Here is a 17,158-nt window from a genome sequence, read left to right as displayed (position 1 = left end):
CAGCGCAGCAATGCGCTGCTGCTACCCGACTGACCCCTCCATGTTGGCCGCCGCCATCTGCCCCAAGAAACTCGTGAAGTCAGAAGCGCCGAGGTCCACCACAACAGGTTCGTTCGCTCGCATGATCTCAAGCCGCATCTCGTGGATGTCGTCTCCAAAAACACGCTCAACCTCGGTCCCGTATTGCGTCGCGTCCTGGTTCACGGAGTCCACCGAAAAAAACCGGCCGCCGAGGCGAGCATGCAATACGTTTGCCGCGACGGTGCTCTTCCCGGTCATGCCGACCTGGCAAGCAACCAGGATCCGCGGCCCGCGCTCGGCGGCCATCGGCGTACGTTGCTCGTTCTTGGGCTGCTGCTGAACCTCACTCATCGTGTCCTTCCCTATCTCTTTAAGTTAGTGACCACCTTACTGGGCGCGTTTTTTCCCGGGCCAACGGAGTTTTCGTTCCTCCGCGAGAAAGGCGGGATCGCTCGCGTCGAAGGGTCTAAGGATGTCCGGAGCAGGCGCTATCGCGCTGGACCGGGGTGTTGCTATTCTCTGCTTCGTCTGCTCACCCTCAGCTTCGAATGCGGCGCTTCCGCGCTCCGCATTTCGTCCGGGCAGCGGGGAAGGGGCCGATGCTCCCGTTCGCGGAACGCCTCCTTCCTGAGCTATATCCGCTCCCGTTCCGCCGGAACCATCTGGCGTCGGAGCCTCCGTCGACGTGGCAGTCGGTGCCTTCTGAATGGAAGCGCCACGCGTCGCCGGCCCCGGCACAGACCGGGATAATGACGTGCTAGTCGTTGGCGCGTCACCCGCCTTAACACGGCTGCAAAACTCATACACGGTCGAACGGGCGACCCTTACCCCACAATCCTCGTTCAAATAGCGCCAAATCATATAGGCGCTCCATCGTTTGGCTATAAGCGGTTCAATCACGTCCTCGTAATCGCGCAGCTTCGCCCGGTGCTTGTTGACCTTAAAAAATTGATCAGGATCGGCAGGGGGCGTTTTCTCGTGTGAAGCCATCTTGATTTTCCGTGTCGGTACGGGTGCGCGTCTTTGATCCGTGGGCGACTAGTCTGGCTTACCGTCGAGACTGGTCCGCTCTTTCGTCCGATATCGTCCGGACTTTCGACCGGGTTTTCGGCCGGGCTTTCGTCCGGGGTTTCGTCCGGGGTTTCGTCCGGGGTTTCGTCCGATATGGTTCGATATGGTCCGGGGTTTCGTCCGGACTTTCGTCCGATTTGCCGTCCGCGTCAGGTTATCGAGTCGACGGATGTGAATCCATGCGAAAACAGGCTCCTCAAACGAGATATTTGATTGGCAAACGAGCGCACTTCAAGGACGCAGAGCCGCATCGGTTCGTATAGCGAGCCACGGTTGTTGAAAAATCCCCGATCTGCGGGCGGCATTAACGCAGTGCCTTCATCACAAGCACTTGCACCCGGCCGCATGATGTGTTTAACTTCAGCCCAGCGAGTCGTGCGCATCATGTCCCGACCGCATGGAACACCCAAGCCGCCACTGCGGCAGCCCAAACTCTCGCGAGCGGGCACCCCAAAAAGAGATCGTTGGAATGGCACGGTCTCGATGAAATTGAAGTACCCCCAACGCCTCCCGGCGTTTTTTTAAAGAGCTGTATTCAAATACTTTCCAATACTGAGGTGAGGCCAAACCCTTGCCGAGTGCGGGTTCCGGACCGGTTTGAAACCCATCCCAGACCCTTTTGGATATTTTTGGATCCGCTATCACCCCCCCGCATAAAGAGGCCTCGCCGTCACCGCGACGGGCCGCCAACTCATCTCGCTTAGGCGACGGACTGGCGGACGGCTCCCCCTGCTCCCATCCATCGGGGGAAGGGCAATTAACTCAGGTACGCGCGCTACCTTTACCGAGGCCTTAACGGCAATCGGATGCGCGTCGGTTCGTCCTCTCCGCGAAAAAGGGGGCGGCGCCTAGCTGCGGCTAGGTAACCCGGTAACCGTAAGGCCCGGGCCATGTGGCTGACTTGGACAATGAGCAGGCCTCTGGAATTCGCACACTTTAAAGATCGACCGTACTCACGGTGTCCATGTTGTTACGGGCTTGCTGTAGCCCGGGTCCAGCTAAGCGCTGGCTAAAGCCTGATCCTGGTGCGAGACAGGGACAGAGACGGCAAGGAAGCGCTCGCCGTCCGCCTCGTGCAGACGCGGCGCTAGACCGTTGTGCGCTTGGCCTACCAAAAGACCGATGGGTAGGCGAGCGCGTCTGTCAGTGGAGAAAAAAGTGACCCGCATTGTTAATTTCACCCCCAAAGTGCGAAAGGAAGAGCGCAGTGGCCAACGACGCGAAACAGGCTGGCAAGCCGAACTGCAAGACTTGATCAACAAGCACGCCGGCCAACGCGTTGACGGACGCGTCGCGTCCTATCGGACACGTGCAATCACGGCAGAGGCACTCTTCACCGCATTCAACACGCTCCACAATGAGTTAGGCATGACTCCGCGGCCCCACAACCTCAAAGAGGAGAATGTCCGCAAACTCGTCCACCACTGGTATTACGTTCGGAAGAAGCAGGTCAACACGATCAAAACCGAACTGTCCATTCTGCGCAAGTTCGCTCGGTGGATTCGTAAGCCGAACATGGTGAAACCGCTCGAGGCGTACCTGCCGGACGTCAACCCAAAGGAGCTAGTTGTCAGGGCAGCTGCATCCAAGTCAAAATCGTGGACCGCGAACGGTATCAACGTTGAGGAAAAGATCCAGCAGGCATTCCTGCTGAACGAGCGGTTTGGGCTAATTCTGCTGGTGCAGCTCACATACGGTCTCCGGATGAAGGAGGCACTGCTCCTGAGGCCGTGGAAAGCGCACCACCACGACGGCCTGATGGTCTACCCGAACGCAGGGCCGAAGGGTAGTCGCCCGCGAAAGATTCCGTTCCTGATTCCGGAACAATTTGTCGTCATGGACAAAGTGATCAAAGACCGGATCAGGAAAGATCAAAGCCTCGCATGGGAAAAAACGCGCCGGGGCGGTATTGCAACACTCGAATACTGCTACGGCAACTACTACGCGTACTGCCGGGAGATCGGCATCACCAAAAAAGACGCCGATGTTGTCGGACACGGCCTGCGCGCCGAGTTTTGCGTCAACATGGCCCGGGTCAAGGGATTCGATCCCGTCACAGAGGAGTACACAGGTGAAAACCCGCCGTACGACGAACTGATGGCGAGGGTGGCGGAAGTCAGTGAACTTGTCGGCCACAGCCGAACTCAGGTGATGGCGAGCTACTTTGGGGCGTTCAAACGAGACAAGGACAACGACGTAGAGTACGTCGGCGCCGGCCGCCGCTTCGCCCGAAAGGGCGGCGACGACCAGAACTATGCGTCGACGTCCGCAAAGCGCATCGCCCCCCCGAAGGCCCCCGATGGCGCGCCAGCGCAGCCGGTGGCGAGCGAAATGGCGAGTAAGGATACCGACATCGCGGCGTCATCCCCTGTGCCGTATGATGGCGCGGCCCGACGCGAACGGCCTTCGATCGCCAGCATCGTCGCGCGGTTCAAGGCGCCGGAGTATCGCGGTCGTGGGCGCGTTACCACTGATCGGAAGGGCGACGGAGCGGCGGCGGACTCACGCGGGGCCGGCGATGCTAGCCAACGCCCCGAAGACCGCCAGATGAAACTGCAGTTTCCGTTTGCGGTTGTCGCTCGCAAACCGGGGGGCTCAGACCGGTCTTAAATGGTATGTTGGGGGACGCAGACAACAGCCGTCCCAGGCAAACGTCTCCCTCATTATTTTGGTATGCCGCCATGACATTGTTTTGGTATGCCGCCATGACATTGCGCGCGCGTTGGGTCACGACTACGCCCCCGAGACTTCCCCCGTTCGGGAGCTGCCACGAGGGGCAATCGACATGATTACGCTTGCCGCGGCGGTCAAAATCGCCGAAGCTTTCGAGTCACGCAAGGGGTGGCCCTTGCGACGTTTCTCCGTACGCAGATCCCGATGTCCGAATTTGACCATCGATAGGCCAGCGCCCAAAATTGAGACTGCCCCAAGGGTACCGACGTACACCCGTCGCATGCGATGCCAGTGCTCGTGAAATGCGCACTCGCCACGTTTCCGTTCGATGCGCCGCCAGACTGGCGCGTCAAACTCCAGCAGGAAAAGGCGAACGGTGTGCCGACGGTGATCTCGGTGAAGCCGCTGCAACCGTAATGCGCGGGTGCTATTCCGGCGTCGCGTCGGCTTGCGGCCAGCGGTTTTCGAACACACAGTCGGCAAGCGGCAGGCGGCTCGCCCAGCGCTCGGTTTCCAGCATCGGCGCGCTGTAAAACTGGTCGACGTGGCCGAGGCACAGAATCGCCACTGGCCGCGCGCCCTCGGGCATCTGCAGCAGCGCGTGAACCGCGTCGACGTCGAACAGCGACACCCAGCCCATGCCGAGGCCTTCGGCGCGCGCGGCTAGCCACATGTTCTGGATCGCGCACGCCACCGACGCGAGGTCCATCTCCGGCAAGGTGCGGCGCCCGAAGATGTGCCGCTCGCGCCCGTCCATCAGCGCGATCACCAGCAGTTCGCCGCACTCCAGCATGCCTTCCACTTTCAGCTTCATGAACTCGTCGCGGCGTTTGCCGAGCGCGTCGGCGGTGGCGAGCCGCTCGCTTTCGACCGTCGCGTGCAAGGCCGTGCGCAGCGCCGGGTCCGTGATGCGCGCAATCCGCCACGGCTGCATGAAACCGACGCTCGGCGCGTGATGCGCCGCGTCGAGCAGCCGCCGCAGCACGGCGGGATCGACCGGATCGGGCACGAAGTGGCGCATGTCGCGGCGCTCGTAGATGGCGCGATAGACGGCGTCGCGCTCGGAGTCGTTAAAAGGCTTCGCCATGGAACAGGGCGGCCGTGAAGGCCGGGTTGGAGGGCCAATAAGCATGCATGTAAGTCGCCACGATCGAGCCCGCGCGGTACACGGCCTCGCCGGGCGCATCGCTGTGCGCGCGGGTGGCCGAACGCAAGGGCGCGAGCGGGGTGTTCAGCGTCGAGTAATGAAACGTGTGCCCGGTCAGCGGTCCGTGCAGGCTGTCGATCTGCTGCATGCCGAGCGCGGTGAAGCGTGTTTGCATCCTAGCGTGGCCGGGCAGCAGGCCGAGCATCGGCGTGCTGGCGCCCTGCGTGTCGGTCAGCTGGTCGAGCAGGTAGAGCATGCCGCCGCATTCGGCGACGAGCGGTTTGCCAGCGGCCGCATGCGCGCGGATCGACGCCGCGCTGCGCGTGTTGGCGGCGAGCGTGCTCGCGTGCAGTTCGGGGTAGCCGCCAGGGAGGTAGAGCGCGTGGGCGTCGGCGGGGAACGCTTCGTCGGCGAGCGGCGAGAAGTAGTCGATGTGCGCGCCGAGCGCTTCCAGCAGCGCGACGTTCGCCGGATAGATGAACGAGAACGCGGCATCGCGGGCGATCGCGATCCGCTTGCCTTCCAGCAGACGCGGCAGCATTGGCGGCACGGGCGCGCCGAATTCGACCGGCGGCGGCAACGCGGCCAGCGCGATCGCCTCAAGCGTATCGGCGGCGCGCGCGAGGCGCGCGTCCAGATCGTCGATCTCGGCCGCCTGGTGCAAGCCGAGGTGGCGGTCGGGCAACGCGATTTCATCGCTCGCCGCGATGTATCCGCACCAGCGCAGCTCGGGCGGTAATGCTTCCTCGAGCATTTGCGCGTGCCGCGCGGAGCCGACGCGATTCGCGAGCACGCCGTAAAACGGCACCTGCGGCCTGAAGTGCGCGAGCCCGAACGCGACCGCGCCGAAAGTCTGCGCCATCGCCTTGGCGGAGATCACCGCTAGCACCGGCACGCCGAAGGCCGTGGCGAGATCGGCGCTGCTCGGCGTGCCGTCGAACAGGCCCATCACCCCTTCGATCAGAATCAGATCGGCTTCGGCCGCCGCCCGCGCGAGCAGGTTGCGGCACGCGGCTTCGCCGACCATCCACAGATCCAGCGACAACACCGGCGCGCCGCTCGCACGTTCGAGGATCATCGGGTCGAGAAAGTCCGGCCCGGTCTTGAAGACCCGCACGCGCCGCCCCAGCCGCCGGTGATAGCACGCGAGACCGGCGGTGATCGTGGTCTTGCCTTGCCCCGAAGCGGGGGCGCTGATGAAGAGGGCGGGGCACGCTGACATCGCTCAGAACTCCACGCCGCGCTGCGCTTTTACGCCTTGCTCGCGGTACGGATGCTTGACGATGCGCATTTCGGTGACGAGGTCGGCGGCTTCGATCAACGCATCCGGTGCGTGACGGCCGGTCACCACCACGTGCAGCATCGGCGGGCGCGCGTTCAGCACCGACAGCACTTCGTCGAGCGGCAGGTATTCGTACTTCAGCACGGTGTTCAGCTCGTCGAGTATGACCATCTGGTACTCGCCGCTTTCGATCATCCGGCGCGCTTCGTTCCAGCCTTTGCGCGCGGTGGCCATGTCGGCATCGCGGTTCTGCGTGTTCCAGGTGTAGCCGTCGCCCATCGTGACGAAATCGCAGTTGGCGATCGCGCCGAGGAAGTCGCGCTCCGACGTATGCAGCGCGCCCTTGATGAACTGCACGACGCCCAGGCGCATGCCGTGGCCGAGCACGCGCACGGCCATGCCGAAAGCGGCGGTGGTCTTGCCTTTGCCGGTGCCGGTGTTGACGATCAGCAGGCCTTTTTCGACGGTGGCGCTGGCCTGCTTCTTCTCATGGCCTTCGCGCCGGCGCTCGGTCATGCGTTGATGCGATTCGGGATCGGTCTTCATCGAAGGTCCTGTTGGTGAGTGTCGATGTTGTCTGGCGATTGGTGGCCGGTGTGGGCGGCGGTCGTGGCGATCGCCACGGTGACGCCGGCGTGCAGCGTTTTGGGTACGAGGAGGCGAGCGCGAGCCGAGACGGGCGCGTCCGTTGCGGTCAGCGGAGTTCGCGTGTCGGATGCATCAGGCGTGGCATACGCGGCGCCCAGTTCGGCCGATGCGGCGAGCAACGCGCATGGTTCGCAGACCCCATCCACGCCGAGATGGTCGCGCACCACCGCCGATGGGTTTGCTACTGCCATCGCTGCGATCCGCTCACGGCTGAACAATTGCAGCATCAGTGAATGACGCGCGCAGAACGCGAGTAGACCTGCCTCGTCGGCTTTGGTATCGACCGAGGCGACTACGCTAATCTGATCGAATGCACGTGCGCCGAGCGCGGCGCGCACCGCCGCTTCGATCTGCTCGGCCGAACTGTGCAAGCGGCAACCAATGCCGACGCTCAGCGTTTTCATTGGCTGCCCGTTCCGTGCGTCTGGACGGGGGCTACCGCATCAGCGGCGTGAACCTCGACCCCATCAGCCTCTTCGGCGTGCGCCGCTGCCCGCGCCAGCGCGAGCGACGCCACGCCGCCGATCACCACGATCGCCGGCGAGCCGAGTCCGGCGCGCGCGACGGTGTCGGCAAATTCGCCGAGCCGCGCGAGCACGTGACGTTGCCCGGGGCGCGTCGCCGACTCGATCGCCGCGCACGGCGTGTCGCCGCCCATACCGGCCGCGAGCAACGCGCCGACGATCTCGGCGAGCCGCCGCATGCCCATGTAGATCACCAGCGTCATGCGCGTGGCGGCGAGCGCGGCCCAATCCGGCTCGCCGCTGCCCGCGCCGTGTCCGGTGACGAACACCACGCCCTGCGCGTAGTCGCGGTGCGTGACCGGAATGCCGATCGCCGCGGGCGCCGCGATCCCCGCCGTGACGCCGTTGATGACTTCCACCTCGATGCCCGCCGCGTGCAGCGCCTGCTGTTCCTCTCCGCCCCGGCCGAATACGAACGGATCGCCGCCTTTCAGCCGCGCGATACTGCGTCCGGCGCGCGCATGCTCGAGCATCTGCGCGACGATGCCGGCCTGCGGCGTCGACGGATGCCCGCCGCGTTTGCCGACGTAGACGACCAGCGCATCGGCGCGCGCGAATTGCAGCACGTCGGGATTCACCAGATCGTCGACCAGCACCACGTCGGCTTGCGCGAGCGCGCGGGTCGCCTTCAGCGTCATCAGTTCGACGTCGCCCGGGCCCGCGCCGATCAGCCACGCGCGCGTCATCGCGGCGTGCATGGCGCGCGCCATGGCGTGACTGACGGGAACAGGCAAAGTGCGAAGAAGCGCCGGACGGCGGATATCGAGGTCATGCGGTGCCACGGATTCGGGCTCGACGAGCAAGCGGCTTGCAATGCTTTCCCCGGGAAAACACCAGCCCACGCGCGACGTCGTGCATCAGCGCCTTCACATCCGTCCCTCGCGGATTCCGGCGGCCGGCGGCGTGACGTTCGCCGCCTCCGCGTCTGGCCGGTATCCGGGCTGGCGGCCTCATGCGCTTTGCCTTCCCGTCCGGTTCGTCGGACAGTGGCATTGAAAACGCATGCGCGGCGCAACAGAAATGAATCTGGCGTCGCAGGTCGCTTACCGTTGCGGGGACAGCACAGGTTGAGCGCATCTCGCGCGGCCTGTTTCCCGTTTAACTGCACACGCGAATGCATGTGCGGGCACCAAACGCGCGCATACGATAGCACATGGCGCCCCGCCCGATAAGCGCGCGAGGCGGGCGTTTCCTTGACGGCGCAAGGCTGCGGGCCTACACTCGCACGCACTTTGGTGCTCGTGTGCGCGCTCGTGCGCATGCAGTTAAACGGGAAACAGGGTGCCCGCCTGCTTTGGACCGGGCCAACCTGTGCTGCCCCCGCAACGGTAAGCGAAAAGCAGCGCCGGCTTCATCGCCAGGTGCCGCGGAGCCGGCTTCGATGTCCACGCGCAAGGCCGCGTCGGCATATCACCACTGGGCGAGAAATCACTCGCCCGGGAAGGGGAAGCGGCGCTTTCGCCAGCCCGGATACCGGCCAGAATACGCAGGACGCTCGTCGCGGGGATGCGACGGCACGTTCATGATCTCATTCCCACTTTCTGCGCGTTTTTCCGCGCTGTTACGCGTTTTTTAAGTTGTGGCGGCAACGCCGTCGTTCGTCCCCGTATGTCGTGTCGTGACGGTTCCGGCTTGCAGCGCGTGCGCCCCGCGCAGCTTCGCCGCGCCGCCTCATGCAGGCAAGCGGGCACACACGCCGGCACGCTGGCGCAACGCCTACGGATGGACCTCACGATGCAAACTCAAATGCGCAAGATCCCCGTCACCATCGTCACGGGCTTTCTCGGCAGCGGCAAGACCACGCTGCTGCGGCACATTCTTCAGCATGCGGGCGGCAAGCGCATCGCGGTGATCGTCAACGAATTCGGCGAACTCGGCATCGACGGGGAAATCCTCAAGGGTTGTGGGATCGGTTGCGACGAAAACGGCGTCGAGACCGAAGGCCAACTGTATGAACTCGCGAACGGCTGCCTGTGCTGCACCGTGCAGGAAGAGTTCTTCCCGGTGATGGAACGGCTCGTGGAGCGCCGCGAGCAGATCGATCATGTGCTGATCGAGACTTCCGGGCTCGCGCTGCCCAAGCCGCTGGTGCAGGCGTTCAACTGGCCGCAGATCAAGAACAGCTTCACCGTCGATGCAGTCGTGACGGTGGTCGACGGCCCCGCTTCCGCAAGCGGTCAGTTCGCCGACAACCCCGTTGCGGTGGATGCGCAGCGTAAGGCCGATCCGAATCTCGACCACGAGTCACCGCTGCACGAGTTGTTCGAAGATCAGTTGTCCGCGGCCGATCTGGTGATTCTGAACAAGACCGATCTGCTCGACGATGCGCAGCAAAGCGCGGTCGAAGCCGTGATTCGCGAAGAAATTCCGCCGCAGGTGAAGATCGTGCGCGCGCATATGGGGCAGCTCGATCTGCACACGCTTCTGGGTCTCGAAGCGGCCTCGGAAGAAACGATCCACCTGCGCCACGATCACCACGGTTCCGCCGACGACGCCGATCATCACCACGACGAATTCGATTCAGTGGTCGTGCATGCGAACGCGCCTTCGCGTGAAGCGGTGATCGCCGCGCTGCAAGGCCTTGTCGAAACGAACACGATTTACCGCGTCAAAGGTTTCGCGGCATTGCCGGGCGCGGCGATGAGGCTTGTGATTCAGGGCGTGGGGCGGCGCTTCGATAGTTACTTCGACCGGCGCTGGCTAGCTGGCGAAGGCACGCAAAGCCGCTTCGTGCTGATCGGCGAAGACCTCGATCGGGCCGCGCTGCAACGCGCGTTCGATACGGCGCTCGGCATGTGGTCGAGCGCCGAAGCACGCGAGGCGTAAGCGCTCATGCATCTGCTGCGCACCACGCCGGGCGGCTTTGTCGACGATACGCAAGGCGTGATCCGTATCGATCAGCAGCCCGCCGATATCGTGGTGCTGAGTTCCGCCGACACCACGCTGTCATTGCTCGCGAGCGTGTTCCCGCGGCTGGGCGAGGGCTGCCCCAGCGTGCGGCTCGCGAACGTCACGTATCTGCGGCAACCGGCCTCGGTTGACTTCTACGTCGAGGACGTGTTGCAGCACGCGCGCGTGGTGGTAGTCGATCACCTCGGCGGCGAAGCGTACTGGCCGTATGGCATTGAACAGGTCGTCGCGCTCGCGCAGCGCAAGCAGCAGACGCTCGCGATGTTTTCCGGCGACTTGCAGGAAGATCCGAACCTGCTCGCGCGCAGCACCGCCGACGCCGCGCTGTGTCATCAGCTGTGGCGCTATCTGCGCGAAGGCGGTCCGCAAAATGCCGAGGCGTTTCTGCGCTGTATCGCGCATCGCGCGTTCGGCTGGGGGCGCGAGCCTGCGCAGCCGCGCGCGTTGCCGGCCGCGTCGCTCTACCATCCCAAACACGATACGCCGACCATCGCCGACTGGCAGGCGCGCTGGCAGCCGGGTGCGCCCGTCGCGGCGATCCTGTTCTACAAGGCACATCTTCAGGCGGCCAACACAGCGGTGTTCGACGCGCTGATCGACGCGCTCGAATCGCAAGGTCTCAATCCTTTGCCGATCGCAATCACGTCGCTGAAGGACGCGGTGAGCCGTGAAATCGTGCAGACGCTGTGCGCGCAACACGAGGTCGCGCTGGTGCTGAACACGACCGCGTTCGCCGCGTCCGCGATCGACGACCCCGAGCCGCTCGCGCTCGCTGGCGACGCGCCGGTGTTCCAGGTGATCCTGAGCGGCGGCAATCGCGACGACTGGCTCAAGGACAACCACGGCCTCAACTCGCGCGATATCGCGATGCATATCGCGCTGCCGGAAGTGGACGGCCGCATCATCACGCGCGCGATCAGCTTCAAAGGGCTCGCCTATCGCTGTCCTCATACCCAGGTCGATGTGGTCCGTTATCAGCCGGACCTCGAGCGTGTGGGCTTTCTCGCGGAACTGAGCCGCCGCTGGTGCCGTCTGCGTTCGCTCCATAACGCGGACAAGAAGCTCGCGTTGATTCTGGCCAACTATCCGATGAGCGAAGGGCGCATCGGCAATGGCGTGGGGCTCGATACGCCGGCGTCGGTGGTCGGCATCCTGTCGATGCTGCGCGACGAGGGCTATCGTCTCGCGCAATTGCCCGCGGACGGCGACGCGCTGTTAAAGAAGCTCACCGAGGGCGTGACCAACGATCCGGTGGTCCGCGATCTGCGCCCCGCGCTGCAAAGCCTCGCGCTCGACGACTATCTGACGCACTTCAACGCATGGCCCGCCGCTGCGCGGCACGCATTGAACGCACGCTGGGGCGCGCCCGAGCAGGACCCGACGTTGCGCCGCGGCCGTTTCATGATCGCGGGCTGGCGCTGCGGGCAGGTGTTCGTCGGCATCCAGCCGTCGCGTTCGCGCGAGCAGGGCGATTACGCGAGCTATCACGACGCCGAGCTGGTGCCGCCGCATGCGTACCTCGCGTTCTATTTCTGGCTGCGTCACCAGTTCGGCATCGACGCGGTCGTTCATGTCGGCAAGCACGGCAATCTCGAATGGCTGCCCGGCAAGAGCGTCGCGTTGAGCGATGCGTGCTGGCCCGATCTGATTCTCGGGCCGATGCCGCATCTGTATCCGTTCATCGTCAACGATCCGGGCGAGGGCAGTCAGGCCAAACGCCGCGCACAGGCCGTCATCGTCGATCACCTGATGCCGCCGCTCACGCGCGCGGAAAGCTATGGGCCGTTGCAGGACCTCGAGCGCCAGGTCGACGAATACTATGAAGCGCTGATGGTCGATCCACGCCGCTCGAAGCTGTTGCGGCGCACGATTCTCGCGACCATCGTCAAGCACAAGCTGCACGAGGAGCTGAGCCTCGCCGCGCCGAACGGGCTAGACGACGAGGACACGCTGCTCACGCGCGTCGATGCATGGCTGTGCGAGTTGAAGGAAGCGCAGATTCGCGATGGCTTGCACACGTTCGGGCAGTCGCCCGGCGGGGTGCAGCGGCGCGACACGCTGCTGGCGTTGGGGCGTTTTCCGGTCGGCGATGGGCGAGGCGGCAAGGCCGGCTTGATCGACGCGCTGGCGCGCGATCTGCGCATGGACCATCTGTTCGATCCGTTGTCGGTGGACTGGTCGGCAGTGTGGGAAGGCCCGCGTCCCGAAGTGTTGCAGCAGGCGAGCGATGCGCCCTGGCGGCATTGCGGCGATACGCGCGAGCGGCTGGAGCTGCTGGCTACGCAGTTGTTGAGCAGCGTGTGCCGCGATCGCCCCGATGTGGACGACGCGCCGTGCCCGACATCACGCGTGACACCGCCAGCCGGCACGTTGCCGCAAGCGGAGCAGGTCATCGCGCGTTTGCGCGACGATGTGCTGCCGCGGCTCGACGCATGCGGTCCGCAGGAAATGCTGCAACTGAAGCGCGGCCTCGAAGGACGTTTCGTACCGCCGGGACCGAGCGGTTCGCCATCGCGCGGGCGGCCCGACGTGCTGCCCACCGGCCGCAATTTCTATTCGGTCGACACGCGCGCGGTTCCCACGCAAGCCGCGTGGTCGCTCGGACTGAAATCCGCGCAGCAGTTGATCGAGCGGCATCTGCAGGAGCACGGCGATTATCCGCGCGCGATCGGACTCTCGGTGTGGGGCACCGCGACGATGCGCACCGGCGGCGACGACGTCGCTCAGGCGCTCGCGCTGCTGGGCGTGCGGCCCAAATGGGCGCCAGGCAGCCATCGTGTGACCGACTTCGAGATCATGCCGATCGAGGCGTTCGACCGGCCGCGTATCGACGTCACGTTGCGCGTGTCGGGGTTCTTTCGCGACGCGTTTGCAAACGTGATGCACCTGTTCGACGCCGCCGTCCAGGCGGTCGCCGAACTCGACGAACCCGAAGCGCTGAACCCGATCCGCGCGCGCGTGCAGCGCGAACGCGATGCGCTCGTCGTCCGTGGCATGGACCCCGCCGAGGCGCGCAAGCGCGCCGGCTGGCGCGTGTTCAGCGCGAGGCCCGGCGCGTATGGCGCGGGTCTGCAGGAGATGATCGACACGCGGCAATGGCAAACCGATGCCGATCTGGCCAATGCGTACCAGGCGTGGGGCGGTTACGCGTACACGCAAAAGAACGCCGGCGAAGAGGCGCGCCATGCGTTCGGCGCGCGCCTCGCCGCGCTGGACGTGGTGCTGCAGAACCAGGACAACCACGAACACGACCTGCTCGATTCGAACGACTATTACCAGTTTCAGGGCGGCATGGTCGCGGCGGTGCGGCATCTGGCCGGCACTCAGCCGAGCGTGTATCACGCGGATCACAGTAATCCGGCCGCGCCGCGCGTGCGCACGCTGCATGAGGAGATCGCGCGGGTGATTCGCTCGCGCGTGGTCAATCCGAAATGGCTCGATGGCGTGAAGCGTCACGGCTACAAGGGCGCGGCCGAAATCGCCGCGACCGTGGACTATCTGTACGGTTACGACGCGACGGCGCGCGTGATCGCGGATCATCAATACGCGCTCGTCACCGATGCTTACCTGAACGACGCCGATACCCGCGAATTCTTGCAACGGCATAACCCGCATGCGTTGCATTCGATCTGCGAGCGTCTGCTCGAAGCGATGCAGCGCGGTTTATGGCAGGCGCCGGGCGACTATCGCGCGCAAGTCGAACAGCATCTGCTCGCGAGCGAGCAGCAGATCGAAGGAAGCCAAACATGAATGCAGCAAAGCCGGCAGCAACCCATCAGGCGGCCGGGCGACCCATCCAGCGGCCCGCCTTTCCGTTTGCCGCGCTGATCGGCCAGGCGCCGTTGCAGCAGGCACTGTTGCTGGCGGCGATCGACCCCGGGCTCGGCGGCGTGCTGGTCAGCGGGCCGCGCGGCACGGCCAAGTCGACCGCGGCGCGCGCGCTCGCGGAGTTGTTGCCGCAAGGGCAACTGGTGAATCTGCCGCTTGGCGCGAGCGAGGATCGGCTGATCGGCACGCTCGATATCGAAACCGTGCTGCGCGACGGCTCGGTGCGGTTTTCGCCGGGCCTGCTCGCGAAAGCGCACCAGGGCGTGCTGTATGTCGATGAAGTTAACCTGTTGCCCGACGCGCTCGTCGATGCGCTGCTCGACGCGGCGGCGAGCGGCGTGAATACCGTCGAACGCGATGGCGTGTCGCACAGCCACGACGCGAGCTTCGTGCTGATCGGCACGATGAATCCCGAGGAAGGCGAGTTGCGGCCGCAATTGATCGACCGCTTCGGCTTGATGGTCGAGTTGCTGAATTGCTTCGAGCCGCGGGTGCGTCAGGCGATCGTGAAAGCGCGGCTCGCGTTCGATCTTGATCCGCAACGGTTTCGTGCGGGCTACGCGGAGCAGCAGGCGGCGCAGGCGGAGCGGATTCGGGCGGCGCGCGAAGCGCTGCCGCAACTCGCGTTCGACGACGCCGTGCATGCGCGTGTCAGCGCGTTGTGCATCGACGCGGCCGTGGATGGCCTGCGTGCCGATCTCGTGATGTTGCGCGCGGCGCGCGCGCTGGCCGCACTGGAGCAGGCGGGGGCGGTGACGGTGGAGCATGTGGAGTGCGTCGCTGAAGCGGTGTTGATTCATCGGCGCCGGCAGCGTCGTCAGGATGACGGGCAAGCAGATGGCCACACGCGTAACGGCGAAGCGCGGCCGCAAACGGCTTCCGGCTCTGACCGGTCGCCCGCATCCGCGGTGGACGCCGCGCCGTCGCCCGCCGTTGCGGGCGAGAGCGATTGGGGCTACCTGCCGCCCGGGCCCGCCGCAACCACGCACGTCAAACGGGTGTTGCCGCTTGACGTAAAAAAACGCTGAGCCATCGGAAGGGCGCCGCCGCTGACTCGCGCAGCGGTTTTCGATGGCGGCAACGCGCAGGCGCGAATTCGCGCGACCATTTGTGGCTAAATTCGCGGGTCAATTCGCGCGGCCAGCCGGGCAAACGCATCGCATGGCCGCAGACCCTCGCCGCGATGCGCCAGGACGCGCTGCGTGCGGAGCATTTGCGTTTCGTGCGCGAGGCGCCGCGCGGCGGCGTGCTGCATTGCTTCGTGCTCGATTGCTCCGGCTCCATGCTGACCGGGCAGCGCCTCGCGCTCGCGAAGGGGCTGCTGATTGCGCTGTTCGACCGCGCGAGCGCCGTGCGCGACGAGGCTGCGCTGATCTGTTTCGGCGGTGCTGGCGTGGACCTGCGCTTCGGCCCGGCTGTGCCGCGCTGGTGGAACGAGCGGTGGCTCAGTCCAGTAGGCGGTGGCGGCGGCACGCCGCTGGGTGCAGGCATCCGCCGGGCAGCGCAGCTGCTGGAACGTAGTGCGCGGCTCAGGCCAGCCCAGCAGCGCTGGTTGTGGGTTCTGACCGACGGCCGCACACGCGACGAGCCCGCTCGCCCGCTCGCGGCGGACGAGGTCGTATTCGTCGATTTCGAGCGCGAGGCGATCCGGCTGGGCCGCTGCGCGGCGCTTGCGCAGGCGTGGGGCGCGCGATGTTTCATGCCAGAGGAGCTGGTTGGCTGAACGGCGCGTGCGGTGCGCCGCCCGCCCGTTTCCGCACTGCTTATTTCAAGCCGTTCGACCAGTACAGCACGTCGTCCTGCCGGTCGAATACGTAGACTTTCATCGCCATCTGCTGAGCCGCGTCGAGTCGATCGAATTCGAGCCCGTGATGCGAAGGCGCGCCGGGACCGTTGCCTTTTTGCACATTGCGGATGATGGCGCTGGTCTTGATCTCCGTATCGAGGTCCGCCGACTTCAGGCGGAAGGCGACTCGCAGCCGCTCACCGACCGCGCCGAGGGTCCACGAGGCGGTCAACGACATGCCGAGTGCGCTGATGCCTTTCGCGCAGCCGAGCCCTTCATACGATTCTCCCGTTTCGCCAAGACCGAAGCGCACCGCCAGGTGTGCACGCACGCGGATCGACTTGCGCTCGCGCAGACGGCGGACCGCGCCGGGCCTGGACAGCACGACGTAGTCGAATGGTGCGCGGCAGATTGCTTCGACCGTGCAGACGAATCGGAACACGGCGTGGCTCGCAATCGCTACGATCTCGATGTTTTCGCCGAGCCCGAGCGGCAGCATGCGGCCCTCGTGCATCGGCGGCGTGACAAAGAGCGCGTGATTCGGCGCGAAGCCGATGATGCGGCACGGGTGCATCGGCGCGGCGCTGACGAGCTGCGGGCGCATGCCGATCAATGCGCCTATTTCCAGATGCATGTCTCTGAGTGTCAGCGAACTGCTTGAGTCCGCCGGCCGGACGGTTTCGGACGGCGGTGGGACGACCGTGTCCAGCAGGTCGCCGCGCTGCGGATGAAAGTTGCCGAACAGGAACTCACGCTCGTTTGTGGTCGCGAGGATGGTCCCGCTGGCGAAAAGCAATGTGCCGTCGCCGTCGACGATCGGCCAGTCGAGGGGCGTGCCAACTGGCACCGCTACCGGACTGAGCGCCGGCGATAGCGCGGCGGGCGAGTTTTCCTCGACGTGTTCCTCGACAGGAGTGTCCATGGTCGGCAACTGTTTAAGTGGCGGGATAACCTGGTTGACGGCCGTGGGGACGCAAACTTTAATTGCGCTGTCGCCGCGGCCGGTCGGCTGGTTGCTTCCTGTTCCGGACGAATGTCGAGATTGAATCGGATGACTAACTAATTTTCGCTGTTACCAAGCCGGCGACACGCTATTGCCATGCGGGCCGCTCGTTCGGTCTAAAAGAAAATTCACAGAAGGGGGTTGACGGGTCGCTGGCCGGTCTCCATAATCTCGTTTCTCTGCTGCTGATGCAGCGACGCAGAACGGACGCGGTACCGGGTAGTTGAAACGGGTGCCGGCGAACGTTGGGCGGATCGATCTTTAA

General features: G+C 64.9%; 13 protein-coding genes and 2 riboswitches. Of the genes, 6 read left to right on the top strand and 7 right to left on the bottom strand.

Annotation, left to right across the window (positions count from 1 at the left end; genetic code table 11):
* Positions 1-21 precede the first annotated feature (21 nt).
* The gene (locus P0D89_RS44935) at positions 22-372 is read right to left on the bottom strand and encodes a hypothetical protein (protein ID WP_408378655.1); all 351 of its coding nucleotides are present in this window, start codon (positions 370-372) and stop codon (positions 22-24) included.
* A 1,878-nt stretch (positions 373-2,250) separates the two neighbouring features.
* Between P0D89_RS44935 and P0D89_RS44930 the strand changes: the two genes are divergently transcribed.
* Positions 2,251-3,702 carry a site-specific integrase gene (locus P0D89_RS44930; protein ID WP_408378653.1) on the top strand — a complete coding sequence of 484 codons (1,452 nt, stop codon included), beginning with the start codon at positions 2,251-2,253 and terminating at the stop codon, positions 3,700-3,702.
* 354 nt (positions 3,703-4,056) lie between these two features.
* Positions 4,057-4,182 carry a hypothetical protein gene (locus P0D89_RS44925; protein ID WP_408378651.1) on the top strand — a complete coding sequence of 42 codons (126 nt, stop codon included), beginning with the start codon at positions 4,057-4,059 and terminating at the stop codon, positions 4,180-4,182.
* Positions 4,183-4,192: 10 nt separating this feature from the next.
* Here the strand turns inward: P0D89_RS44925 and bluB are convergent, their stop codons facing one another.
* From bluB to cobA, 5 genes are read right to left on the bottom strand one after another with little or no spacing between them, the layout of a single operon-like run.
* Entirely contained in the window at positions 4,193-4,852 is a 660-nt protein-coding gene (gene bluB, locus P0D89_RS44920; protein WP_408378649.1) for a 5,6-dimethylbenzimidazole synthase, read from the bottom strand.
* A complete protein-coding gene (locus P0D89_RS44915; RefSeq protein ID WP_408378647.1) occupies positions 4,836-6,134 on the bottom strand; it encodes a cobyrinic acid a,c-diamide synthase CobB in 1,299 nt (432 codons plus the stop codon). The genes bluB and P0D89_RS44915 overlap by 17 nt, the downstream gene beginning before the upstream one ends.
* A gap of 3 nt (positions 6,135-6,137) precedes the next feature.
* Complete coding sequence (gene cobO, locus P0D89_RS44910; protein WP_149673481.1) at positions 6,138-6,740, bottom strand: cob(I)yrinic acid a,c-diamide adenosyltransferase; 603 nt, start codon at positions 6,738-6,740, stop codon at positions 6,138-6,140.
* Positions 6,737-7,246: a cobalamin biosynthesis protein gene (locus tag P0D89_RS44905; protein WP_408378645.1), complete on the bottom strand. Its 510-nt coding sequence runs from the start codon at positions 7,244-7,246 to the stop codon at positions 6,737-6,739. Before P0D89_RS44905 ends, cobO begins: the two co-directional genes overlap by 4 nt.
* The gene (gene cobA, locus P0D89_RS44900; RefSeq protein ID WP_408378659.1) at positions 7,243-8,052 is read right to left on the bottom strand and encodes a uroporphyrinogen-III C-methyltransferase; all 810 of its coding nucleotides are present in this window, start codon (positions 8,050-8,052) and stop codon (positions 7,243-7,245) included. Before cobA ends, P0D89_RS44905 begins: the two co-directional genes overlap by 4 nt.
* Positions 8,053-8,276: 224 nt before the next feature.
* Positions 8,277-8,515, bottom strand: a riboswitch (cobalamin riboswitch).
* 67 nt (positions 8,516-8,582) lie between these two features.
* Positions 8,583-8,862: riboswitch (cobalamin riboswitch) on the top strand.
* Between the two features lie 238 nt (positions 8,863-9,100).
* On the opposite strand from cobA, the gene cobW reads away from it, so the two are divergent.
* The 4 genes from cobW to P0D89_RS44880 all read left to right on the top strand — a co-directional run bounded on the left by cobW (position 9,101) and on the right by P0D89_RS44880 (position 15,827).
* On the top strand, positions 9,101-10,192 hold the full coding sequence (gene cobW / locus P0D89_RS44895) for a cobalamin biosynthesis protein CobW (RefSeq protein WP_408378644.1): 1,092 nt from the start codon (positions 9,101-9,103) through the stop codon (positions 10,190-10,192).
* 6 nt (positions 10,193-10,198) lie between these two features.
* Positions 10,199-14,026: a cobaltochelatase subunit CobN gene (gene cobN, locus P0D89_RS44890; RefSeq protein ID WP_408378642.1), complete on the top strand. Its 3,828-nt coding sequence runs from the start codon at positions 10,199-10,201 to the stop codon at positions 14,024-14,026.
* The gene (locus tag P0D89_RS44885) at positions 14,023-15,132 is read left to right on the top strand and encodes a magnesium chelatase ATPase subunit I (RefSeq protein ID WP_408378641.1); all 1,110 of its coding nucleotides are present in this window, start codon (positions 14,023-14,025) and stop codon (positions 15,130-15,132) included. The genes cobN and P0D89_RS44885 overlap by 4 nt, the downstream gene beginning before the upstream one ends.
* A 155-nt stretch (positions 15,133-15,287) precedes the next feature.
* A complete protein-coding gene (locus P0D89_RS44880; RefSeq protein ID WP_408378657.1) occupies positions 15,288-15,827 on the top strand; it encodes a vWA domain-containing protein in 540 nt (179 codons plus the stop codon).
* 40 nt (positions 15,828-15,867) lie between these two features.
* Here P0D89_RS44880 and P0D89_RS44875 read toward each other — a convergent pair whose 3' ends face one another.
* A complete protein-coding gene (locus tag P0D89_RS44875) occupies positions 15,868-16,812 on the bottom strand; it encodes a flagellar brake protein (protein WP_408378639.1) in 945 nt (314 codons plus the stop codon).
* Positions 16,813-17,158 lie beyond the last annotated feature (346 nt).

The organism is Paraburkholderia sp. RL18-085-BIA-A, assembly GCF_046027075.1.
Lineage (GTDB): Bacteria > Pseudomonadota > Gammaproteobacteria > Burkholderiales > Burkholderiaceae > Paraburkholderia.
Note: the sequence above shows the minus strand (reverse complement) of the source record. Positions and strands in the feature narration are given on the sequence as shown.